General features: G+C 64.5%; 20 protein-coding genes. 5 read left to right on the forward strand and 15 right to left on the reverse strand.

Features of this window, described 5'->3' with window-relative positions; all coding sequences use genetic code 11:
• The 9 genes from CHB99_RS08810 to CHB99_RS08850 all read right to left on the reverse strand — a co-directional run bounded on the left by CHB99_RS08810 (position 1) and on the right by CHB99_RS08850 (position 11,623).
• Entirely contained in the window at positions 1-969 is a 969-nt protein-coding gene (locus tag CHB99_RS08810; RefSeq protein ID WP_042120791.1) for a peptide ABC transporter ATP-binding protein, read from the reverse strand.
• Entirely contained in the window at positions 969-1,937 is a 969-nt protein-coding gene (locus tag CHB99_RS08815) for an ABC transporter ATP-binding protein (RefSeq protein WP_042120790.1), read from the reverse strand. Before CHB99_RS08815 ends, CHB99_RS08810 begins: the two co-directional genes overlap by 1 nt.
• Positions 1,938-1,947: 10 nt before the next feature.
• The gene (locus CHB99_RS08820; protein WP_042120789.1) at positions 1,948-2,865 is read right to left on the reverse strand and encodes an ABC transporter permease subunit; all 918 of its coding nucleotides are present in this window, start codon (positions 2,863-2,865) and stop codon (positions 1,948-1,950) included.
• Positions 2,866-2,875: 10 nt separating this feature from the next.
• Positions 2,876-3,886: an ABC transporter permease subunit gene (locus tag CHB99_RS08825; RefSeq protein WP_042120788.1), complete on the reverse strand. Its 1,011-nt coding sequence runs from the start codon at positions 3,884-3,886 to the stop codon at positions 2,876-2,878.
• 71 nt (positions 3,887-3,957) lie between these two features.
• Complete coding sequence (locus CHB99_RS08830; protein ID WP_042120787.1) at positions 3,958-5,553, reverse strand: ABC transporter substrate-binding protein; 1,596 nt, start codon at positions 5,551-5,553, stop codon at positions 3,958-3,960.
• Between the two features lie 60 nt (positions 5,554-5,613).
• A complete protein-coding gene (locus CHB99_RS08835; protein ID WP_377698191.1) occupies positions 5,614-6,996 on the reverse strand; it encodes an OprD family porin in 1,383 nt (460 codons plus the stop codon).
• Positions 6,997-7,097: 101 nt separating this feature from the next.
• The gene (locus CHB99_RS08840; RefSeq protein WP_042120784.1) at positions 7,098-8,693 is read right to left on the reverse strand and encodes an ABC transporter substrate-binding protein; all 1,596 of its coding nucleotides are present in this window, start codon (positions 8,691-8,693) and stop codon (positions 7,098-7,100) included.
• 262 nt (positions 8,694-8,955) lie between these two features.
• Positions 8,956-10,581, reverse strand: a complete 1,626-nt coding sequence (locus tag CHB99_RS08845) for an ABC transporter substrate-binding protein (RefSeq protein ID WP_042120783.1) — start codon at positions 10,579-10,581, stop codon at positions 8,956-8,958.
• A 331-nt stretch (positions 10,582-10,912) separates the two neighbouring features.
• Positions 10,913-11,623, reverse strand: a complete 711-nt coding sequence (locus tag CHB99_RS08850; protein WP_042120782.1) for an SIMPL domain-containing protein — start codon at positions 11,621-11,623, stop codon at positions 10,913-10,915.
• A gap of 201 nt (positions 11,624-11,824) precedes the next feature.
• Here CHB99_RS08850 and CHB99_RS08855 point away from each other — a divergent pair, with 201 nt between their 5' ends.
• The 4 genes from CHB99_RS08855 to CHB99_RS08870 all read left to right on the forward strand — a co-directional run bounded on the left by CHB99_RS08855 (position 11,825) and on the right by CHB99_RS08870 (position 16,230).
• On the forward strand, positions 11,825-13,087 hold the full coding sequence (locus tag CHB99_RS08855; protein ID WP_042120781.1) for an ATP-binding protein: 1,263 nt from the start codon (positions 11,825-11,827) through the stop codon (positions 13,085-13,087).
• Positions 13,087-13,647, forward strand: a complete 561-nt coding sequence (locus CHB99_RS08860; RefSeq protein ID WP_042120780.1) for a response regulator transcription factor — start codon at positions 13,087-13,089, stop codon at positions 13,645-13,647. The genes CHB99_RS08855 and CHB99_RS08860 overlap by 1 nt, the downstream gene beginning before the upstream one ends.
• Positions 13,648-13,875: 228 nt before the next feature.
• Positions 13,876-14,817 (forward strand): AEC family transporter, encoded by a 942-nt coding sequence (locus CHB99_RS08865; RefSeq protein ID WP_042120779.1) that lies wholly within the window; start codon positions 13,876-13,878, stop codon positions 14,815-14,817.
• 51 nt (positions 14,818-14,868) lie between these two features.
• Positions 14,869-16,230, forward strand: a complete 1,362-nt coding sequence (locus tag CHB99_RS08870) for an amino acid permease (protein ID WP_042120778.1) — start codon at positions 14,869-14,871, stop codon at positions 16,228-16,230.
• 24 nt (positions 16,231-16,254) lie between these two features.
• Here the strand turns inward: CHB99_RS08870 and CHB99_RS08875 are convergent, their stop codons facing one another.
• From CHB99_RS08875 to gatC, 6 genes are all read right to left on the reverse strand, one after another.
• On the reverse strand, positions 16,255-16,632 hold the full coding sequence (locus CHB99_RS08875) for a carboxymuconolactone decarboxylase family protein (protein WP_042120777.1): 378 nt from the start codon (positions 16,630-16,632) through the stop codon (positions 16,255-16,257).
• A gap of 10 nt (positions 16,633-16,642) precedes the next feature.
• Positions 16,643-17,686: a calcium/sodium antiporter gene (locus CHB99_RS08880; RefSeq protein WP_084702447.1), complete on the reverse strand. Its 1,044-nt coding sequence runs from the start codon at positions 17,684-17,686 to the stop codon at positions 16,643-16,645.
• Between the two features lie 63 nt (positions 17,687-17,749).
• On the reverse strand, positions 17,750-18,121 hold the full coding sequence (locus CHB99_RS08885) for a septal ring lytic transglycosylase RlpA family protein (RefSeq protein ID WP_042120774.1): 372 nt from the start codon (positions 18,119-18,121) through the stop codon (positions 17,750-17,752).
• Positions 18,122-18,244: 123 nt separating this feature from the next.
• The gene (gene gatB, locus CHB99_RS08890) at positions 18,245-19,678 is read right to left on the reverse strand and encodes an Asp-tRNA(Asn)/Glu-tRNA(Gln) amidotransferase subunit GatB (protein ID WP_089266482.1); all 1,434 of its coding nucleotides are present in this window, start codon (positions 19,676-19,678) and stop codon (positions 18,245-18,247) included.
• Between the two features lie 11 nt (positions 19,679-19,689).
• On the reverse strand, positions 19,690-21,141 hold the full coding sequence (gatA, locus tag CHB99_RS08895; RefSeq protein WP_042120771.1) for an Asp-tRNA(Asn)/Glu-tRNA(Gln) amidotransferase subunit GatA: 1,452 nt from the start codon (positions 21,139-21,141) through the stop codon (positions 19,690-19,692).
• A 16-nt stretch (positions 21,142-21,157) separates the two neighbouring features.
• Positions 21,158-21,445, reverse strand: a complete 288-nt coding sequence (gene gatC, locus CHB99_RS08900; protein ID WP_042120770.1) for an Asp-tRNA(Asn)/Glu-tRNA(Gln) amidotransferase subunit GatC — start codon at positions 21,443-21,445, stop codon at positions 21,158-21,160.
• Positions 21,446-21,641: 196 nt separating this feature from the next.
• On the opposite strand from gatC, the gene mreB reads away from it, so the two are divergent.
• Positions 21,642-22,679 carry a rod shape-determining protein MreB gene (mreB, locus tag CHB99_RS08905; RefSeq protein ID WP_008371426.1) on the forward strand — a complete coding sequence of 346 codons (1,038 nt, stop codon included), beginning with the start codon at positions 21,642-21,644 and terminating at the stop codon, positions 22,677-22,679.
• Positions 22,680-22,721: the final 42 nt, after the last annotated feature.

A 22,721-nucleotide genomic window follows, 5' to 3' on the forward strand; every position in this document is an offset into this window, starting at 1 on the left:
TTACAGAAACTGCTCGGCGTAATGACACGCCACCTGCCGTGTCTCCACCTTGCGAAACGCCGGTACTTCCTTCGCACAACGCTCCGTCGCATGCGGGCAGCGCTTGTGGAATGCGCAGCCGCTCGGCGGATTCAGTGGGTTGGGCAGTTCCCCGGCGATCTTGATCTTCGGCTTCAGCGGATCGGGATGGATGGCCGGGGTCGCCGACAGCAGCGCCTGCGTGTACGGATGCAGCGGCTTGTTGTAGAGGTCCTCGCTCGGCCCCATTTCCGCCGGCCGCCCCAGGTACATCACCAGCACCTCGTCGGCCACGTGGCGCACCACCGCCAGGTTGTGCGAGATGAACACATAGGCGGTGTTGAACTCCTTCTGCAGGTCCATGAACAGATTGAGCACCTGGGCCTGGATCGACACGTCCAGCGCCGAGGTCGGTTCGTCCGCCACCAGCACCTTGGGCTGCAGCATCATCGCCCGGGCCAGGGCGATGCGCTGGCGCTGGCCGCCGGAGAACATGTGCGGATAGCGCTGGTAGTGCTCGGGACGCAGGCCCACCTGCTGCATCATCGCCTGCACCTTTTCCCGCCGCTGCGCCTTGGACAGCGAGGCGTTGATCAGCAGCGGCTCGGCCAGCTGGTCGCCGATCTTCTGCCGCGGGTTGAGCGAGGCGTAGGGGCTCTGGAAGACCATCTGCACGTCGCGCCGCAGTTGCTTGCGCTCCTGCTTGCTGGCGCCGTTGACCTCGTGCCCGGCGATCTGCAGCGACCCGGACGACGGCTCTTCGATCAGGGTCAGGGCGCGGGCCAGGGTCGACTTGCCGCAGCCGGACTCGCCGACCACGGCCAGGGTCTTGCCGGCCTCCAGTTCGAACGACACGCCATTGAGCGCGCGTACCGTGGCGTAGCCCTTGAACAGGCCGCGGGAAACTTCGTAGTGACGGGTGAGGTCACGGGCGGTCAGTACGACGCTCATCACGCCACCTCCTGGTTCAGCGGGTAGAAGCAGCGCGCCAGGCTGTGGGCCTGGGGATCGAGGCCAGGGCGCTGCTGGCGGCAGTTGTCGCGGACATACGGGCAGCGCGGCGACAGCAGGCAACCACTGGGCCGGTCATAGCGCCCGGGCACGATGCCGGGCAGGGTGGCCAGGCGCTCGGCACCCAGGCTGTGCTCGGGAATCGCCTTGAGCAGCGCTTCGCTGTAAGGGTGAGCGGGAACCTCGAACAGCTCCGGCACCTGGCCGACCTCCACGGCCTGGCCGGCATACATCACGCAGACCCGCTTCGCGGTCTCGGCGACCACGGCCAGGTCGTGGGTGATCAGGATCAGCGCCATGTCCTGCTCTCTCTGCAGGTTCAGCAGCAGCTCCATGATCTGCGCCTGGATGGTCACGTCGAGGGCGGTGGTCGGTTCGTCGGCGATCAGCAGCTTGGGTTCGCCGGCAATCGCCATGGCGATCGCCACGCGCTGGCTCATGCCGCCGGAGAGTTGGTGCGGGTAGGCGTCGAGGCGGCTTTCCGGGGCCGGGATCTCGACCTTCTTCAGCAGCTCCAGGGCGCGCTGACGGGCGGCCTTGCCACGCAGGCCGAGGTGCTGGCGCAGCACTTCCTCGATCTGGAAGCCCACGGTATAGCTGGGGTTGAGCGCGGTCATCGGGTCCTGGAAGACCATCGCCATGTCCTTGCCGACCACCTTGCGCCGTTGCCGGCCGCTGATCTTCAGCATGTCGTTGCCGTCGAAGCTGAGGGTGTCGGCGCTGATGCGCCCGGGCGGGTCGATCAGGCCCATCAGCGCCATCATGGTCACCGACTTGCCGGAGCCGGATTCGCCGACGATGGCCAGGACCTCACCCTTTTCCACGGACAGGTCGAGACCGTCCACCACCGGCACGGCATCGGCGTCGCCGAAGCGCACGTTGAGATTGCGGATTTGCAGAAGTGACATGGGCTTCTCCTCAGGCGGCATTCTTGAGTTTCGGGTCCAGCGCATCGCGCAGCCCGTCGCCCATCAGGTTGATTGCCAGCACGCTGAGCAAGATGGTCAGGCCGGGCAGGCTCACCACCCACCAGGCGCGTTCGATGTAGTCGCGGGCCGAGGCCAGCATGGTGCCCCACTCGGGGGTGGGCGGCTGCACGCCGAGGCCGAGGAAGCCGAGGGCGGCGGCGTCGAGGATCGCCGAGGAGAAGCTCAGGGTTGCCTGCACGATCAGCGGTGCCATGCAGTTGGGCAGCACGGTGACGAACATCAGCCGCGGCAGGCCGGCGCCGGCCAGACGCGCGGCGGTGACGTAGTCGCGGTTCAGTTCGCCCATCACCGCGGCACGGGTCAGGCGCACGTAGGACGGCAGCGAAACGATGGCGATGGCGATCACCGTGTTGATCAGGCCAGGGCCGAGGATGGCGACGATCGCCACTGCCAGCAGCAGCGAGGGCAGGGCCAGCATCACGTCCATCAGGCGCATGATCGACGAGCCGAGCATGCGCGGGAAGAAGCCCGCCAGCAGACCGAGGATGATCCCCGGGATCAGCGAGATGACCACCGACGACAGGCCGATCAGCAGCGACAGGCGCGAGCCCTGGATCAGCCGCGACAGCAGGTCGCGACCCAGTTCGTCGGTGCCGAGGATGAATTGCCAGTTGCCGCCTTCCAGCCACACCGGCGGGGTCAGCAGGAAGTCGCGGTACTGCTCGCTGGGGTTGTGCGGCGCGACCCACGGCGCGAACAGCGCGCAGAAGACGATCAGGCACATGAACAGCAGGCCGGCCACCGCGCCCTTGTTGCGCGAGAAGGCGTGCCAGAACTCCTTGTACGGAGACGGGTAGAGCAGGCTCTGGTCGATCACCGGAGCCGGGGTCGGAGCGGGAGTATTCATGACGGTGGCCTCAGCGCTGGTGACGGATGCGTGGGTTGGCCAGGCCGTAGAGGATGTCCACGACGAAGTTGACCAGGATGACCAGGCAGGCGATCAGCAGGATGCCGTTCTGGACCACGGGGTAGTCACGGGCGCCGATGGCTTCGATCAGCCATTTGCCGACGCCCGGCCAGGAAAAGATGGTTTCGGTGAGGACCGCGCCGGCCAACAGGGTGCCGACCTGCAGGCCGAATACCGTCAGCACCGGGATCAGCGCGTTGCGCAGGCCGTGGACGAACACCACACGCGCCGGTGACAGGCCCTTGGCCCGGGCGGTGCGGATGTAGTCCTCGCGCAGCACTTCGAGCATCGACGAACGGGTCATCCGCGCGATCACCGCCAGCGGGATGGTGCCGAGGACGATGGCCGGCAGGATCAGGTGCATCAGGGCATCCTTGAACGCGCCCTGCTCGTCGCTGAGCAGGGTGTCGATGAGCATGAAGCCGGTCTTCGGCTCGATGTCGTAGAGCAGGTCGATGCGCCCGGAAACCGGGGTCCAGCCCAGGTTCACCGAGAAGAACATGATGAGGATCAGGCCCCACCAGAAGATCGGCATCGAGTAGCCGGTGAGGGACAGTCCCATCACCCCGTGGTCGAACAGCGAACCGCGCTTGAGCGCGGCGATGACCCCGGCCAGGACCCCGGTGATGCCGGCGAACAGCAAGGCCATGAAGGCCAGTTCGAGGGTGGCGGGAAACAGCGCGAGAAACTCGTTCCACACGCTCTCGCGGGTGCGCAGCGATTCGCCCAGGTCGCCCTGGGCCAGCTTGCCGACATAATCCAGGTACTGCTCGGGCAAGGGCTTGTTCAGGCCCAGCCGTTCCATGGCCTGTGCGTGCATTTCAGGGTCGACCCTGCGTTCGCCCATCATCACCTCCACCGGGTCCCCCGGTATCAGCCGTATGAGTGCGAAGGTCAGCAAGGTAATGCCGAAAAAGGTCGGGATCAGCAATCCCAGACGCCGGGCAATGAAACTCAACATCTTCTGGTGTTCCTCGTCAGCCGTCAGGCGTGCCCGCTTGTTCCCTGGTGGGGTGAGCGGGCGTTCTTGTTCTACTTCACCGAGGTGGTGGCGAAGTTGTTATTGGTCAGGGGGCTGATGATGTAGCCCTCGACGTTCCGACGCATGGCCGTGAACATCTTCGGATGGGCCATGGTTATCCACGGTCGATCCGCATCGTACACGGCCAGAGCCTCGTTATAGAGCGCTTCCCGTTGTTTCGGGTCGATCACCTGGCGGGCCTGGGTGATCAGCGCGTCAAATTTCTCGTTGCACCACCGAGCATAGTTCTCGCCATTCTTCACTGCCTCGCAGCTGAGCAGCGGGGTCAGGAAGTTGTCAGGGTCGCCGTTGTCGCCGGCCCATCCGGTGGACACCATGTCGTGCTCGCCGTTCTTGGCGCGGCGCAGCATCTCCGCCCATTCCATGACGCGGATATCGACCTTCAGGCCGATCTTCGCCAGGTCGGCCTGGAGCATTTCCGCGCTCAGGCGCGGGTTGGGGTTGGTCATGCCGCCGCCGTTGCGGGTGAACAGGGTCAGCTTCGTGCCTTCCGCCACCCCGGCGCCCTTGAGCAGGGCACGGGCCTTGTCGAGGTCGCGGGGCGGGTTTTTGTTGTCGTGGTTGTAGCCGATCATCGTCGGCGGGTAGGGGTTCACCGCGAGCAGCGCATTGTCCTTGCCGAACAGCTGGTCGACGTGGGTCTTGCGGTCGAAGGCGATATCGATGGCCTTGCGCACGCGCACGTCGTTGAGCACCGGGTGTTCGGTGTTGAAGGCGATGTAGCCGATGATCAGCGCTTCCAGCTCGACCACCTTGAGCATCGGGTCGCGCTTGATCGCCGGCACGTCGTCGGGCTTGGGGTAGAGGGCGATCTGGCACTCGTTGGCGCGCAGCTTCTGCAGGCGCACGTTGTTGTCGCTGGCGATGGCGAAGACCAGGCTTTCGCTCGGCGGTGCGCCGCGGAAATAGTCCGGGTTGGCCTTGTAGCGCACCTGCGCGTCCTTGACGTAGCGCTGGAAGATGAACGGCCCGGTGCCCACCGGCTTGCTGTTGAGATCGCCGGTGCGCCCGGCCGCGAGCAACTGGTCGCCGTACTCGGCGGAATAGATCGAGGCGAAGGCCATGGCCAGGTCACGCAGGAAGGGCGCCTGCGGCTGGCTGAGGGTGAAGACCACGGTGTGTTCGTCGGTCTTTTCGACGTTTTTCAGCAGTTGGCGAAAGCCCATGCTCTCGAAATAGGGGAAACCGATGCTGGTCTTGTCGTGCCACGGGTGCCGCGGATCAAGCTGGCGCCGGAAGCTCCACAGGACGTCGTCGGCATTGAATTCGCGGCTCGGGGTGAACCACTCGGTGGTGTGGAATTTCACGTCTCGGCGCAGGTGGAAGGTATAGGTGAGGCCGTCGTCGCTGATCTCCCAGCGCTCGGCCAGGCCCGGCTGCACCTCGGTGGTGCCGGGCTTGAAGTCCACCAGGCGATTGAACAGGGTTTCCGCGGCGGCATCGGCGGTCACCGCGGTGGTGTACTGAACCATATCGAAGCCTTCCGGGCTGGCCTCGGTGCAGACCACCAGCGGGCGCGCCCGGAGGCTCGTCGAGGTGGCGAGCACCAGGGCCGCCAGCGCGGCATGCAGGGGTAGCGATTTCATCGGCATGTCCTGTGTCGGTTGCTGGCCGGACGGCGACCGCGATCGCCGTCCGGAACCTGCTCAGAGAATGTTGAACGGAATGGTGGTCACCACCCGCAGTTCATCGACGTTGCCGTCGATCTGCGCGCGCGTGGCGCGGTGCGCGGTGTAGGTCGCGCGGATACTGGTGGCCTGCAGCGGACCGCTCTGGACCACGTAGCTGGCACCGACCGACCATTCCCGGTGGTGTTCGCCATCGAGGTTGCGCACGTCGTAGCCGTTGCCCTTGTAGTGGGTGCCATCGATTCCCCAGCCGCGCGCGGTGTAGGCATTCAGACGCAGCCCCGGCACGCCGTAGCCGGCGAGGTCGAGGACGTAGCCGAACTGCAGCGATTTCTCGTTGGGCCCGTTGTAGTCGGAGAACAGCGAGTTGGCGAGGAAGATCGCGTTGGTGTCGTGCACGTAGTCGAAGTACTCGTCGCCGCTGACTTCCTGGTAGGCGAGGGTCAGGCTGTGGGCCTGGTGCGCCAGGGTGAACGAGAGGCTGAAGGTGTCGTTGTCGATCGGTCCCTGTTTCGCCGAGCCGCTGTCGCGGGTGCCGTACCAGTTGAAGCCGGTGGTCAGGCCCAGCACGCCCCGATCCCCCAGTTCGTGGGAGGCGCCGACGTAGTACTGGTTCCAGATGTCCTCGACATGGCCGACGTACAGGCTGGTGCTCAGGCTGCGCAGCGGCTGGTAGTTGAGGCCGGCCAGGCTGACCCGGTCGGCTTCGGCGCCGGTCGCCGAGTACTCCGTGGTGAACCGGCTGCGGCCCTGCTCCGTGCGGGTAGAGACCCGGGTGAAGCTGCCGAGGTCGAAGGACAGGTTGTCGAATTCGGCACTGTGCACGGCGACCCCGTCGAAGCTCGACGGCAGCGCGCGGTTGCCGATGTAGGCGAATACCGGGGTGTTGATCGACTGCCGGCCGGCGGTCAGGGTGGTGTTGGACACGCGCGCCTGCAGGTTGGCCAGGCCAAGCTTGCTCCACTGGCCGATGACATCGCCGTCGCTGTGGGTCAGGGTGCGGTTGTTCGGCCCGGCGACCGCGGCGCGTCCCTGTTCCAGGGCGATGGCGTTGTAGGCGGCGACTTGGGTGGCGAAACCGACCGTGCCCTGGGTGAAGCCCGAGCTGTAGTCGAGGATGGTGCCCTGCACCCAGTTGTCGCGGCTGTGGGTATCGCGGCGCGTGCCGTCGCTCTTGTAGTAGCGGTACAGCGGAGCCTTGGTCGCGCGTTCGCGGGCGTACCAGTTGCGGGTCGAGCCGGACAGGCTCTGGCCCTCGATGAAACCTTTGGCTTCGTGCTGGGCGCTGGTGTTCTTGACGGTCAGCGGCAGGTAGTCCTGGCTGACGGCTTCGGCGTGAGCGACACCGGCGAGGCTGCCCAGGGACAGGGCGATTACGGAAGTGAGTCGTTTCAAGGCAATTATTCCTTTCTTGTTCTTGTCAGTGAGGCGGCGGGTTTCGTGAACCCGCCGCTCAGTGCAACGGAGCGGATCGGATGGACCGCGCTCCGTCCCGGACCGGCTCAATCGATGCCGACATCCAGGAACGAAGTCCGACCGAACGGACTCACCAGGTAATCCTTCACCCGCGTGCTCACCGGCTGGCTGACCGTGGAGTGGGCGACGGGGGTGATCGGCACGTGCTGCTTGAGGTACTGCTGGGCCTGGCGGTACAGCTCGGAGCGCTGCTCGCGATCGCTGGTGCCCTTGGCCTTGCGGACCAGTGCGTCGTATTCCGGGTCGCACCACATGGAGTGGTTGTGGCTGCCGATGGCGTCGCAGCTGTACAGGGTGCCGAGCCAGTTGTCCGGGTCGCCGTTGTCGCCGGTCCAGCCGATCAGGATGGTGTCGTGCTCACCGTCCTTGGCCCGCTTGAGGTATTCGCCCCACTCGTAGCTGACGATGTTGACCTTGAGGCCGAGCTTGCCCCAGTCGTTCTGCAGCATCTGCGCCATCAGCCGCGCGTCGGGGTTGTAGGGGCGCTGCACGGGCATGGCCCAGAGGGTGATTTCGGTGCCTTCCTTGACCCCGGCGTCGCGCAGCATCGCCTTGGCCTTTTCCAGGTCGTGGGGGGTATCGACGATGCTCTCGTCATAGGACCACTGGGTCGGCGGCATGGCATTGACCGCCACTTCGCCGGCGCCCTGGAACACGGTCTTGACGATCGCCTGCTTGTCCACCGCCATGTCCAGTGCCTGGCGCACCTGGAGCTGGTCGAACGGCTTGTGCCGGGTGTTGTAGGCGATGTAGCCAAGGTTGTAGGCGGGTTTCTCGATCAGGTCGATGTTCGGGTCCTGGCGCAGCGCTTCGAGGTCGGCGGGGCGGGGGTGGATGCCGACCTGGCATTCGCCCTTGCGCAGCTTCTGGATGCGCACCGAAGGGTCCGGGTTGATCGAGAACACCAGCTGGTCGAGCTTCACCTGCTCCGGCGCCCAGTAGTCGGGATTGCCGCGATAGCGGATCTGCGCGTCCTTCTGGTAGCGGCTGAACACGAATGGCCCGGTGCCGATCGGCTTGTGGCTGATGTCCGATGGGGTGCCGCGGCTGAGCAGGTGCTCGGCGTATTCGGCGGAGAGGATCGAGGCGAAGCTCATCGCCAGGTTCTGGATGAACGCGGCATCGACGTGGTTGAGGGTGAAGGCTACGGTGAGCGGCCCGGTCTTTTCGACCCGGGCGATGGTCTTGTCCATGCCCATGGCGGTGAAATAGGGGAACTCGGTGCCATAGGCCATGCGGAACGGATGGGTCGCGTCGAGCATGCGGTTGAAGGTGAACAGCACGTCGTCGGCATCGAACTCGCGGCTCGGGGTGAAGCCGGCGTTGCTGTGGAACCTGACTCCGGGACGCAGGTTGAAGGTGTAGGTCAGGCCGTCATCGGAGATGGCCCAGTCGGTGGCCAGCGCCGGCAGTACGCCGGTGGCTCCGCGCTCGAACTCCACCAGGCGGTTGTACAGCGGTTCGGCCACGTCGTTGTCGGTACCGCTCTGGTACTGCGCGGTATCGAAGCCGGAAGGGCTGCCTTCGGAACAGAACACCAGGCTGCCCTTGGCCAGGCCGAGCGGCGAATGGGCCAGCAGACCGGCCCCGAGCAAGGCGGCGAAGAGAGACGTCATACGCATGGGAATTCCCTGTCTTGTCGTCGTTATTGGAAGTTTCCGCGGCACATGGCGAATCCTCGCTCACGCGTCGCGGCACCGGTCCCAAGGTAAGTGGGGGAACGGCGTCCGACGAGGTACACAAGGTGCAAATTCGGGTAGGAGGTTTCTGAGTGAATCGTGGAATTTTCAGCGGGTAGCTGACGACTCATCCACGCGGCAACTCCTTCCGCTCCCTTGCGTCCCCAGCCGCATCCCGTGGATGCGACCGGGGCCGACCCAGCGGTCAAGGCTTCAGGCTGACGCCATTGAAGTCGTTGAGGGCGAACGGACTGATCTTGAAGTCGTCGACGTTCTTGCGCATGGGCTGGTAGACCGTGGAGTGGGCGATCGGCGTGATCGGCACCTGGTCCTTGAGGATGTGCTGGGCCTGCTTGTACAGCTCGGTACGCTTGGCCTGGTCGGGGATGCGTTTGGCGTCCTTGACCAGCTTGTCGTAGTCGGTGTTGCACCAGTGGGAGAAGTTGTTGCCATTGACCGCGTCGCAACCGTACAGGGTGCCGAGCCAGTTGTCCGGGTCACCGTTGTCGCCGCTCCAGCCGATCAGCATGGCGCCGTTCTCGCCGTCCTTGGCGCGCTTGATGTATTCGCCCCATTCATAGCTGACGATGCGCGCCTTGATGCCGATCCTGGCCCAGTCGGACTGGATCATTTCGGCCATCAGCTTGGCGTTGGGGTTGTACGGTCGCTGTACCGGCATGGCCCACAGGGTGATCTCGGTGCCTTCCTTGATCCCGGCTTCCTTGAGCAGCGCCTTGGCTTTCTCCGGGTCGTAGGCGGTGCCCTTGATGGTCTCGTCGTAGGACCACTGGGTCGGCGGCATGGCGTTGACCGCCAGTTGCCCGGCGCCCTGGTACACCGAATCGATGATCTGCTGCTTGTTCACCGCCATGTCCAGGGCCTGGCGGACCTTGAGCTGGGCCATGGGGTTGGGCTCGTTGCTGCCCTTGATCTTGTCCATCACGTTGTAGGCGATGTAGCCGAGGTTGAAGCCGGCCTGGGAGGGCATCTGCAGGTTCGGGTCGGCCTTCAGCGCTTCAAGGTCGGCCGGGCGCGGGAACAGGGTGATCTGGCACTCGTTCTTCTTCAGCTTCTGCATGCGCACCGAGGCGTCGGTGGTGATGGCGAAGATCAGGTTGTCGATCTTCACTTCCTCGGGCATCCAGTAATCCTTGTTGCCCTTGAAGCGAATCTGCGCGTCCTTCTGGTATTTGCTGAACACGAACGGACCGGTGCCGATCGGCTTCTGGTTGATGTCCGCGGCCTTGCCCTGCTTGAGCAACTGCTCGGCGTACTCGGCGGACTGGATCGAGGCGAAGCTCATGGCGATGTTCTGGATGAACGCGGCGTCGACTTCGGCGAGGGTGAACTTGACGGTGTGGTCGTCGAGTTTTTCCACCTTCTTGATGTTCGCGTCCATGCCCATGTCGGTGAAGTACGGGAACTCGGTGGGGTACGCCTTGCGGAATGGCATGTCCTTGTCGAGCATGCGGTTGAAGCTGAACAGCACGTCGTCGGCGTTGAACGGCCGGGTCGGCTTGAAGTAGTCGGTGCTGTGGAACTTCACCCCTTCGCGCAGGTGGAAGGTGTAGGTCAGGCCGTCATCGGAGACGTCCCAACTGGTGGCCAGGCCGGGGATGACCTTGGTGCCGCCGCGCTCGAACTGGGCGAGGCGGTTGAAGACGGTTTCGGACGAGGCGTCGAAGTCGGTTCCGGTGGTGTACTGGGCGGGGTCGAAGCCGGCGGGGCTGCCTTCGGAGCAGTACACCAGGTTGGATGCGGCGTGTGCGGCGGGGGTGGCGGCGAGCAGACCGGCGCCAACGATGAACGGAATGACTGCGTTTTTCAGCATGGTGGCCTCATTGTTGTCATTGTTTATTTGAGGGCGGCCTCGTGAGCCGACCCGAGGATACTTATGCAGGTGCTGTACCCGATGCAATGCCTGAGGATAGCTGGTGGCGGGAAAAGTGAAGGTGACGTAAAAGGATGTCGCTTTCCTGTAATTTTGCGCAGGTTGAACGTTTGCGCGGAGGTTTTTTGAAACATTTGAGGGCTTCATCGCGGGCAACGCCCGCTCCCGCAAGGATCGCGGACGTCGCGAAACCCTGTGGGAGCGGGCGTTGCCCGCGATGAAGCCCTCAAGGGCAGCAGAAAAGGGCCGGCACGCACCGGCCCGGGGTTCATCAGGGCATCTGCACTTCGATGGTGCCATCGGCGTTGACGCTCACCTCGCTGGTGCCCGCCTCGACCTGCGGCGCGGCCGCGCCCTCGGCGTCCATGCTCGCCTTCATCATCATCGGTGCCCGTGCATAAGGCTGCGGATAGCCACTGCTGTTCAGATTCAGGCTGACCACCTTGTAGCCCTTGCCACCCAGCGCCTCGGTGGCGATCTGCGCGCGAGCCTTGAAGGCGTCGACGGCGTCCTTGAGCAGGGCGTCCTCGCTGGCCTTGCGCGTGGCCGGGGCGATGGCGAAGTCCATGCCACCCATCTTCAGCTGCTGCAGCAGTTCGCCGGTCAGCTTGGACAGGGCCGGGAAATCGGCGCTTTCCAGACGCACTTCGGCGCGCTCGCGCCAGCCGGTGATCTTCTGACCCTTGTCGTCATAGATCGGGTAGGCGTTGCGGCTGCCCTGGCTGATCTTCACGCCCTTGACCTGGCGCGCCTGCTCCAGGGCCTTGTTCAGCGTGGTGGTGATTTCGTTGGCCAGCTTGGCCGGGTCGCTGTTCTGCGCTTCGCTGTACAGGGTCACGACCATCAGGTCGCGAGCGACTTCCTTGCTGGCTTCGGCGCGCAGGGAGATCTGGTTGTAGCGCGGCTCGTCCGCCAGCACGGGAAGGCTGACCAGGATACTGGCGGCCAGCAGGGCTTTGGCGCTACGGCGTGGGGTATGCATGTGCGACTCCTTGAAAAATGGGCGTGGCCGATACGATCCTGTGCCACGCAGACCCTATCCGACCTTGAAAGTAGCACCAAGGTTCCACATAGCCATCATTTCACCCTCGGTGGTGTGGCGAGTTGCCGCATCGCTGCAGCCCGGGAGGCCGCTTGGCGTATACTCGCCGGGGTTTACCTGGAGCACTCATCAGGAGAGCTCATGCTCGCCCCGGTCAAAATGCAAATGTTGTCTGCCACTCGCCAGAACCTCTGGCGCCTGACGTTTATCCGCACCCTGGTGCTGGCCGCCCAGGCCGGTTCGGTCGGTGTCGCCTACTGGACCGAACTGCTGCCGCTACCCTGGCTGGCACTGAGCATCACCCTCGGTTTCTCCATGGTCCTGTGCCTGGTCACCGCCCTGCGGCTGCGCGCCTCGCTGCCGGTCACCGAGCTGGAATACGCGGTGCAACTGGCTTGCGATCTGTTGATCCACAGTGCCCTGCTGTACTTCTCCGGCGGTTCGACCAACCCCTTCGTGTCCTATTACCTGGTGCCGCTGGCGATCGCCGCGGTGACCTTGCCCTGGGTCTATTCACTGATCCTGTCCGGCATCGCGCTGGTGGCCTACACCCTGTTGCTGGTGCAGTTCTATCCGCTCGACACCTTCCCCATGGCCCGGGAAAAGATGCAGATCTACGGCATGTGGCTGAGCTTCGCCCTGGCCGCGGCGGTGATCACCTTCTTCGCCGCGAAGATGGCCGAGGAACTGCGTCGTCAGGAGCAATTCCAGGCCCAGCGCCGCGAGGAAGGCCTGCGCGACCAGCAGTTGCTGGCCGTGGCCACCCAGGCCGCCGGTGCCGCGCACGAACTGGGCACGCCGCTGGCGACCATGAGCGTGCTGATCAACGAGATGCGCCAGGACCATACCGACCCGCTGTTGCAGGACGACCTGGCGGTGCTCCAGGAGCAGGTCAAGCAGTGCAAGCACACCCTGCAGCAACTGGTGCGCGCCGCCGAAGCCAACCGGCGCATGGTGGTGGAAGAGCAGCCGGTGACCTTCTGGCTGGACGAATCGCTGAACCGCTGGCACCTGATGCGTCCCGAAGCCAGCTACCGTTTCCAGCGCCTCGGCCAGGGTCTGATCCCGCACCTGGCACCGCCGCCGGACCTGACCCAGGCCTTGCTGAACCTGCTGAACAATGCCGCCGATGCCTGCCCCGAGGGCCTGGAAGTGCGCCTCGACTGGGATGCGTCGGATATCGTCATCAGCATTCGCGACCACGGCCCGGGCGTGCCGGTGGCCATCGCCGAACAGATCGGCAAACCTTTCTTTACCACCAAGGGCAAGGGCTTCGGCCTCGGCCTGTTCCTGAGCAAGGCCAGCGTCACGCGCGCTGGTGGCTCGGTAAAACTCTATAGTCACGAAGAAGGCGGCACGCTCACCGAGCTGCGCTTGCCCCGTGATGCGCGAGGAGACGTGTGATGACTGATGAAATCCAGGTTGAAGGTGAAGAACTGCCGCACCTGCTGCTGGTCGACGACGATTCGACCTTTACCCGGGTGATGGCCCGCGCCATGAGCCGCCGCGGTTTTCGCGTGAGCACCGCGAGTTCCGCGGAAGAGGGCCTGGCCCTGGCCCAGCAGGACGTGCCGGACTACGCCACGCTGGACCTGAAGATGGAGGGCGACTCGGGCCTGGTGCTGCTGCCCAAGCTGCTGGAGCTGGACCCGGAGATGAAGGTGGTGATCCTCACCGGTTACTCCAGCATCGCCACCGCGGTCGAGGCGATCAAGCGCGGCGCCTGCAACTACCTGTGCAAGCCGGCGGATGCCGATGACGTGCTGGCGGCGCTGGCCTCCGAGCACGCCGATCTGGATACCCTGGTGCCGGAGAACCCGATGTCGGTGGACCGCCTGCAGTGGGAGCACATCCAGCGCGTGCTGACCGAGCACGAGGGCAATATCTCCGCCACGGCGCGGGCGCTGGGCATGCACCGGCGGACCCTGCAGCGCAAGCTGCAGAAGCGCCCCGTTCGGCGCTGATTCTCTGGGCCCCTTTCGGGGCCTTCGCGAGCAAGCTCGCTCCCACAAGGGCAAGGTATTCTGCTTTGGTGGGAGCGAGCTTGTCGGAGCGCCGAACCGCCGCGAAGGACTGCGCAGCAGTCCCAAAAGACCAACAAATCGCGCAATTCATCCGGAATCCCCCGTCCCTGAAGCTTGCACTGGCGTATCATTAGCCGCCTAACGACAGGTCACGGACTCCTTCCCCGCATGCTCGCCCTCTTCATCCAGACACTGAACATCACTGCACCGGTCTTCGCGATGCTGTTCATGGGCGTGCTGCTGCGCCGCATCGATGCGATCAACGACAACTTCATCCAGACCGCCTCGTCGCTGGTGTTCAACGTGTGCATGCCGGCGCTGCTGTTCCTCGGCATCTACCACGCCGATCTCGACGCCGCGGTCAAGCCGGCGCTGCTCTTGTACTTCATCGCCGCCACCTTCGGCAGTTTTGGCTTGGCCTGGCTGATTGCCATATGGCGCTGTCCCCGCGAAGATCGCGGCATCTACACCCAGGGCGCGTTCCGTGGCAACAACGGGGTGGTGGGGCTGGCCCTGGCGGCCAGCATGTACGGTGACTACGGTATTTCCCTCGGGGCGATCCTCGCCGGGCTGGTGATCCTGCTGTACAACTCGCTGTCGTCGGTGATCCTCGCGGTGTACAGCCCGACGCTGAAGTCCGACCCGTGGAGCATCTTCAAGAGTATCCTGCGCAACCCGCTGATCCTCAGCGTGCTGCTGGCGACACCGCTGGCCTACGCCAAGGTGGCACTGCCCAACTGGCTGCTGACGTCCGCCGACTATGTCGCGCAGATGACCTTGCCGCTGGCGCTGATGTGCATCGGCGGCACGCTGTCGCTGGCCTCGTTGCGGGCCAGCGGACGCCTGGCGCTGAGCTCGAGCCTGGTGAAGATGGTCTGGTTGCCCCTGGTCTTCACCTTCGGCGCCTGGCTATGCGGCTTTCGCGGGGCGGAGCTGGGCATCCTGTTCCTTTATATTGGCAGCCCCACGGCGGCGGCCAGTTATGTCATGGCCCGCGCGGCCAATGGCAATCACGAATTGGCGGCGTCGATCATTGTCATCACGACTTTGGCGGCGGCTCTGACAACCAACATCGGAATCTTCCTCTTGCAGTGGGGAGGATGGATCTAGATGCTGCGGACAAATAATACAAACACTGCGTCTCACGTCTGAGGACACTTCATGCAAGACCAGATCACGCCCGAGCGTTTGCATCGCGGCCTGAAAAATCGCCATATCCAGCTGATCGCCCTGGGCGGGGCCATCGGTACCGGTCTGTTCCTGGGCATCGCCCAGACCATCCAGATGGCCGGCCCGTCGGTATTGCTGGGCTACGCCATCGCCGGCGTGATCGCCTTCTTCATCATGCGCCAGCTCGGCGAAATGGTGGTGGAAGAGCCGGTTTCCGGGACATTCAGCCATTTCGCCCACAGTTACTGGGGGCCGTTCGCCGGCTTCATGTCGGGCTGGAACTACTGGGTGCTGTATGTCCTCGTGGGCATGGCCGAACTGACCGCTGTGGGCATCTACGTGCAGTACTGGTGGCCGGAATTCCCGACCTGGGCCACGGCGGCGATCTTCTTCGTCATCATCAACCTGATGAACGTCAGCCAGGTGAAGGTCTACGGCGAGATGGAGTTCTGGTTCGCCCTGATCAAGGTCGTGGCGATCCTCGGCATGATCGGCTTTGGTGGTTACCTGCTGCTCAGCGGCAACGGTGGCCCGGACGCCAGCGTCGCCAACCTGTGGCAGCACGGCGGCTTCTTCCCCAACGGTGTCACCGGGCTGATGATGGCCATGGCGGTGATCATGTTCTCCTTCGGCGGCCTGGAACTGGTCGGCATCACCGCCGCGGAAGCGGACAACCCGCGCCACAGCATCCCGCGTGCGACCAACCAGGTGATCTACCGCATCCTGCTGTTCTATGTCGGTGCCCTGGCCGTGCTGCTGGCGCTGTACCCGTGGCAGAAAGTGGTCGATGGCGGCAGCCCGTTCGTGATGATCTTCCACGACCTGGACTCCAACGTCGTCGCCACAGTGCTCAACCTGGTGGTTTTGACCGCCGCGCTGTCGGTCTATAACAGCTGCGTGTACTGCAACAGCCGCATGCTGTTCGGTCTGGCGACCCAGGGTGATGCGCCGAAGAAGCTGCTCAAGGTCAATGCCAAGGGCGTGCCGCTGGTGGCACTGGGCATTTCCGCGCTGGCCACCGGCCTGTGCGTGGTCATCAACTACTTCATGCCGCGCGAGGCCTTCGGCCTGCTGATGGCGTTGGTGGTGTCGTCGCTCGTGATCAACTGGGGGATCATCAGCATCACCCACCTGAAATTCCGCAAGGCCAAGGCGGCCGCGGGCCAGGAAACCTTCTACAAGAGCCTGGGCTATCCGCTGACCAACTACCTGTGCCTGGCGTTTCTCGCCTTCATTCTGGTCATCATGTGGCAGACCGAGGGCATCCGCATTTCCGTCGAACTGATCCCGGTCTGGCTGGCAGTGTTGTGGGTGGTCTTCAAACTCACCAAGGGTCGCAAGGCCAGCGCCTGACGACCCCGGTCGGGAGGTGATCGATCAGCCCTGTTGCCAGGCGTCGATCACTTCCTGGGCCGCGCGGAACGCATCGATCGCCGCCGGCGCGCCCGCATAGACTGCGCAATGCAGCAGGGCTTCACGAATCTCTTCCACCGTACAGCCATTGTTCAATGCGCCGCGCACGTGGCCTTTGAGTTCCTGCGGGCACTTGAGCGCGGTCAGGGCGGCGAGGGTGATCAGGCTGCGGGTCTTCAGCGGCAGGCCTTCGCGGCTCCAGACGCTGCCCCAGGCATGTTCGTTGACGAATTCCTGCAGCGGTGCGCTGAACTCGGTGGCATTGCCCAGCGCGCGGTCGACGAACGCGTCGCCCATGACCTGACGGCGAACCTGCTCGCCGGTTTTCTTCGTATCGCCCATCTTGTTTTCCTTAGTGTTGACGACGCCAGGCGCGGAGAGTCGTATAGCCGAGTAGTAATCCCAGCACTGGCAGGACATAGAACAACATCAGTTGCTCCAGGCGGTTGGCCAGCGGCATGCCGGTGGTGAAGGCCACCACGTGCAGGCCGTAGACCAGATACAGGCAGAGGAAGACCAGGCCCTCGGCGCGGGTCACCCGGTAACCGGAATAGAACACCGGCAGGGTCAGCACGGCGACGCCGAGCATCACCGGCAGGTCGAAATCCAGGGCATTGGGCGAGATGGACAGCGGTTCCGGAGTCAGCACCGCGGTCAGGCCGAGCACGGCCAGCAGGTTGAACAGGTTGCTGCCGATCACGTTGCCCACGGCGATCTCCCGTTCGCCGCGGATGGCGGCGATCAGCGAGGTGGCCAGTTCCGGCAGCGAGGTGCACACGGCGACCACGGTCAGGCCGATCACCCGTTCGGACAGGCCCAGGTCCGTCGCCACTTCCACCGCGGCCTCCAGCAGCAGGTGCCCGGCGAGACTGAGCAGGCCCAGACCCAGGGCCATCAGCAGCAGGCTGGCGAACCAGAAGCCGACACCACGATCGACCCGCGGATTCGGCGCCGGGTAGGTGCGGGCGTAATGCCGCGACTGATGCCAGAGCATGGCCAGGTAGGCCAGCAGCCCGGCCAGGAGCAGGGCGCCTTCCCAGCGTCCGAGCACTTCGTTGAGGGCCAGCAGGTAGACCGCGAGGCTGGCGCCGATCATCAGCGGGATATCCAGGCGCACCAACTGGCGTGACACCCGCAGCGGGATGATCAGTGCGGCCAGGCCGAGAGTGACGAGCACATTGAAGATATTGCTGCCGATCACGCTGCCTACCGCCACGTCCGGGGCCCCGGTATAGGCGGCCTGCAGGCTGACGGTCAGTTGCGGCGCGCTGCTGCCGAAGGCCACCAGGCTCAGGCCGATGATCAGCGGCCGCACATGCAGGCTGGCGGCGATGCGCAGTGCCGCGCGCACCAGCAGCTCGGCGCCGAGGATCAGCAGGATCAGGCCGCTGCACAGTTGCAGGAGGCTGAAGGTGGGTAATGCGGCCAGGTTGAAAATGGTCGTGCTCCGAAAACGAAATCAGTCGCTCAGGCTTTGTACCCGGACTCGCGCGGTTCCGCTACGGATCATGTCCAGGCGTTGCGCGGCGGCGCGTGACAGGTCGATCAGGCGACCGCGGGTATGCGGGCCACGATCGTTGATGCGTACCACTACGCTACGGTCGTTCTTCAGGTTTGTGACCAGTACCTTGGTGCCGAATGGCAGGCTGCGGTGGGCGGCGGTCAGGCCATGCTGGTTGAAGGCTTCGCCACTGGCGGTGCGTTTGCCGTGATGGCGCGCGCCGTAATAGGAGGCGGTGCCGGTTTCATCGTAGCCGCGCGGGTCGATGTCGTGGCTGGCACAGCCGGCGAGGAGGGTGAACAGCGCGAGGGCGCTTAAAGGACGCCACATTTATGTCTGGTGCTCCGTGGTGAGGCTGATCGCTGGCAAGCCAGCTCCCACAGGTTCACCGCTGTCCGGAAGAGCGGCGCGGTCCCTGTGGGAGCTGGCTTGCCAGCGATGGGGGCAACGTGGTTACCCTTCGAGCTTGCTCTTGAGCAGTTGGTTCACCTGTTGCGGGTTCGCCTTGCCCTTCGACGCTTTCATCGCCTGGCCGACGAAGAAGCCGAACATCTTGCCGCGCTTGGCTTCATCGGCGGCGCGGTACTGTTCGACCTGCTCGGCGTTGGCCGCGAGCATCTCGTCCAGCACCTTCTCGATCGCACCGGTATCGGTGACCTGTTTCAGGCCGCGGGCCTCGATGATCTGGTCGGCATCGCCTTCACCGGCAGCCATCGCTTCGAACACGGTCTTGGCGATCTTGCCGCTGATGGTGTTGTCGCGAATGCGCAGGAGCATGCCGCCCAGTTGTTCAGCGCTGACCGGCGCCTGGTCGATCTCGACACCCAGCTTGTTGAGCAGGCTGCCCAGCTCGACCATGACCCAGTTGGCCGCCAGCTTGGCATCGCCACCGATGGCCGCGACCTTCTCGAAGTACTCCGCCTGTTCACGGCTGGAAGCCAGCACGTTGGCGTCGTAGGCCGACAGGCCGTACTGGCTCTGGAAGCGCTCGACCTTCTGCGGCGGCAGTTCCGGCAGGGTGGTGTGCAGGTCTTCCAGGTACGCCGACTCGATCACCACCGGCAGCAGGTCCGGATCGGGGAAGTAACGGTAGTCGTTGGCTTCCTCCTTGCTGCGCATGGAGCGGGTCTCGTCCTTGTTCGGGTCGTACAGGCGGGTTTCCTGGATGACCTTGCCGCCGTCCTCGATCAGATCGATCTGGCGCTGCACTTCGCTGTTGATCGCGCGTTCGATGAAGCGGAACGAGTTGACGTTCTTGATCTCGCAGCGGGTGCCGAACTCGACCTGGCCTTTTGGTCGGATCGAGACGTTGCAGTCGCAACGCAGCGAGCCTTCGGCCATGTTGCCGTCGCAGATGCCCAGGTAGCGCACCAGCTTGACGTAGGCCACGGCGTCCTTGGCGCTGCGCATTTCCGGCTCGGAAACGATTTCCAGCAGCGGCGTGCCGGCACGGTTCAGGTCGATGCCGGTGGAGCCGCTGAAGTCTTCGTGCAGGCTCTTGCCGGCGTCTTCTTCCAGGTGCGCGCGGGTGATGCCGATGCGCTTGACGGTGCCGTCCTCAAGGGCGATGTCCAGATGGCCCTTGCCGACGATCGGCAGTTCCATCTGGCTGATCTGGTAGCCCTTGGGCAGGTCCGGGTAGAAGTAGTTCTTGCGCGCGAACACGTTGTGCTGGCCGATCTCGGCGTCGATCGCCAGACCGAACATGCAGGCCATGCGCACCGCTTCCTGGTTCAGCACCGGCAGCACGCCGGGCATGCCCAGGTCGATCAGGCTGGCCTGGGTGTTCGGCTCGGAGCCGAAGGTGGTGGCGCTGCCGGAGAAAATCTTCGACTGGGTGGCGAGCTGGGTATGGATCTCCAGCCCGATGACAACTTCCCATTGCATGTGTCTGTCCCTCAGAAGCCGTTGGGTGCGCGGGTGTGCCAGTCAGTCACTTGCTGATACTGGTGCGCGACGTTGAGCAGGCGGCCTTCCTGGAAATACGGGGCCAGCAGTTGCACGCCGACCGGCAGGCCGTCGACGAAGCCGGCCGGCATCGACAGGCCTGGCAGGCCGGCGAGGTTGGCGGTGATGGTGTAGACGTCTTCCAGGTAGGCCGCGACCGGGTCGGCGTTCTTCTCGCCGATCTTCCAGGCCAGGTTCGGCGTGGTCGGACCGAGGATCACGTCGACGCCTTCGAAGGCGGTCATGAAGTCGTTCTTGATCAGGCGGCGGATCTTCTGCGCCTTCAGGTAGTAGGCATCGTAGTAGCCGGCCGACAGGGCGTAGGTCCCGACCATGATGCGCCGCTGCACCTCGCTGCCGAAGCCTTCGCCGCGGGAGCGCTTGTACAGGTCGGTCAGGTCCTTCGGGTTCTCGCAGCGGTAGCCGAAGCGCACGCCGTCGAAACGCGACAGGTTCGAGGAGGCTTCGGCCGGGGCGATCACGTAGTACGCCGGGATGGCGTGCTGGACGTTGGGCAGGCTGATTTCCTTGATCACCGCGCCGAGCTTTTCCAGCTCCTTGACGCTGGCCTGGACCAGGTCGGCGATGCGCGGGTCGAGGCCGGCACCGAAGTATTCCTTCGGCAGGCCGATGCGCAGGCCCAGCAGTGAGGTGTTCAGGCTGGCGCTGTAGTCCGGCACCGGTTCGTCGATGCTGGTGGAGTCCTTCGGATCGAAGCCGGCCATGCCTTGCAGGAGCAGGGCGCAGTCCTCGGCGGTGCGGGCCAGCGGGCCGCCCTGGTCGAGGCTGGAGGCATAGGCGATCATGCCCCAGCGCGAAACACGACCGTACGTCGGTTTCAGGCCGGTCAGGCTGGTCAGCGCGGCGGGTTGGCGGATCGAACCACCGGTGTCGGTCGCGGTGGCGGCCGGCAACAGGCGTGCGGCGACCGCGGCGGCGGAACCGCCGGACGAACCGCCCGGTACGTGCTCCAGGCTCCACGGGTTCTTCACCGCGCCGTAGTGGCTGGATTCGTTGGCCGAACCCATGGCGAACTCGTCCATGTTGGTCTTGCCCAGGGTCACGGTGCCGGCCTCGGCCAGCTTGGCGACCACGGTGGCGTCGTATGGCGCCTTGAACGAGTCGAGCATCTTCGAGCCGCAGCTGGTGCGGATGCCCTGGGTGCAGAACAGGTCCTTGTGGGCGATCGGCGCGCCGAGCAGGGCGCCGCTCTCGCCGGCGGCACGGCGGGCGTCGGCGGCCTGCGCCTGGCTGATGGCCAGGTCGTCGGTGACGCTGATGAAGCTGTTGATCTGCGGGTCGAGCTGGTGGATACGCGCCAGCAGGGCACGGGTCAGCTCTTCGGAGGAAAACGATTTGTCGGCGAGTCCGCGGGCGATCTCGGCCAGGGTAAGTTGATGCATGGCGGGCGCTATTCCCTTACTCGATGACTTTTGGAACGAGGTACAGGCCGCTGTCCGTCGCCGGGGCGATGGCCTGGTAGCTGTCGCGATGGTTGCTTTCTGTTACAACGTCGGCGCGCAGGCGCTGACTGGCTTCCAGAGGGTGGGCCAGAGGCTCGATGCCAGTGGTGTCGACGGCCTGCATCTGGTCGACCAGTCCCAGAATACTGTTCAGGGCATCGGTAGTGCGTGGCAGATCGGCTTCGTTCAGGCCCAGACGGGCCAGGTGAGCGATCTTTTCCACGTCGCAGCGTTCAAGCGCCATGGGGATCTCCTGGGGAAAAAACGGAATTGTCCGAGGTAAGGAACATGCCGGTATACACGTGGTCATAAGGCCCGATCGTGTGCTGGCCTGCTCGGAAAAACCGCCAATTTAACATATTGGCGCCTTGCCCAAAATCCCCGCCATTGTTAGAGTTTGCCGCACTTTTTTACCCACGCGTTGCCAGGGTCCCTTTCCCATGTTCAAGAAACTGCGTGGCATGTTTTCCAGCGATCTCTCCATCGACCTGGGCACTGCCAACACCCTTATTTACGTGCGTGAGCGCGGTATCGTCCTGAATGAGCCCTCCGTCGTGGCCATTCGTACCCACGGCAACCAGAAAAGTGTCGTCGCGGTCGGTACCGAAGCCAAGCGCATGCTCGGTCGTACTCCGGGCAACATCGCTGCCATTCGTCCGATGAAGGACGGCGTGATCGCCGACTTCAGCGTCTGCGAAAAGATGCTGCAGTACTTCATCAACAAGGTGCACGAGAACAGCTTCCTGCAGCCAAGCCCGCGCGTGCTGATCTGCGTGCCGTGCAAGTCGACCCAGGTCGAGCGCCGTGCCATCCGTGAGTCGGCCCTGGGCGCCGGTGCCCGTGAAGTGTTCCTGATCGAAGAACCGATGGCCGCGGCCATCGGTGCCGGCCTGCCGGTCGAGGAAGCCCGTGGTTCGATGGTCGTCGATATCGGCGGCGGTACCACCGAAATCGCACTGATCTCCCTGAACGGCGTGGTCTACGCCGAATCCGTCCGGGTTGGCGGCGACCGCTTCGACGAAGCCATCGTCACCTACGTGCGCCGCAACTACGGCAGCCTGATCGGCGAATCCACCGCCGAGCGCATCAAGCAGGAAATCGGTACCGCCTATCCGGGCGGCGAAGTGCGCGAAGTCGACGTCCGCGGCCGCAACCTGGCCGAAGGCGTGCCACGTGCCTTCACCCTGAACTCCAACGAAGTGCTGGAAGCCCTGCAGGAATCCCTGGCGACCATCGTCCAGGCGGTCAAGAGCGCTCTGGAGCAGTCGCCTCCGGAACTGGCTTCGGACATCGCCGAGCGTGGCCTGGTGCTGACCGGTGGTGGCGCCCTGCTGCGCGACCTGGACAAGCTGCTGGCCCAGGAAACCGGCCTGCCGGTGATCGTCGCCGAGGATCCGCTGACCTGTGTCGCCCGTGGCGGCGGTCGCGCCCTGGAAATGATGGACAAGCACACCATGGACCTGCTTTCCAGCGAGTGATTCGCCGGATCGCCTCCCCGTCGCCCGGTTTTCGGCTAGCCT

The organism is Pseudomonas japonica (assembly GCF_900188455.1).
Classification (GTDB): Bacteria; Pseudomonadota; Gammaproteobacteria; order Pseudomonadales; family Pseudomonadaceae; genus Aquipseudomonas; species Aquipseudomonas japonica.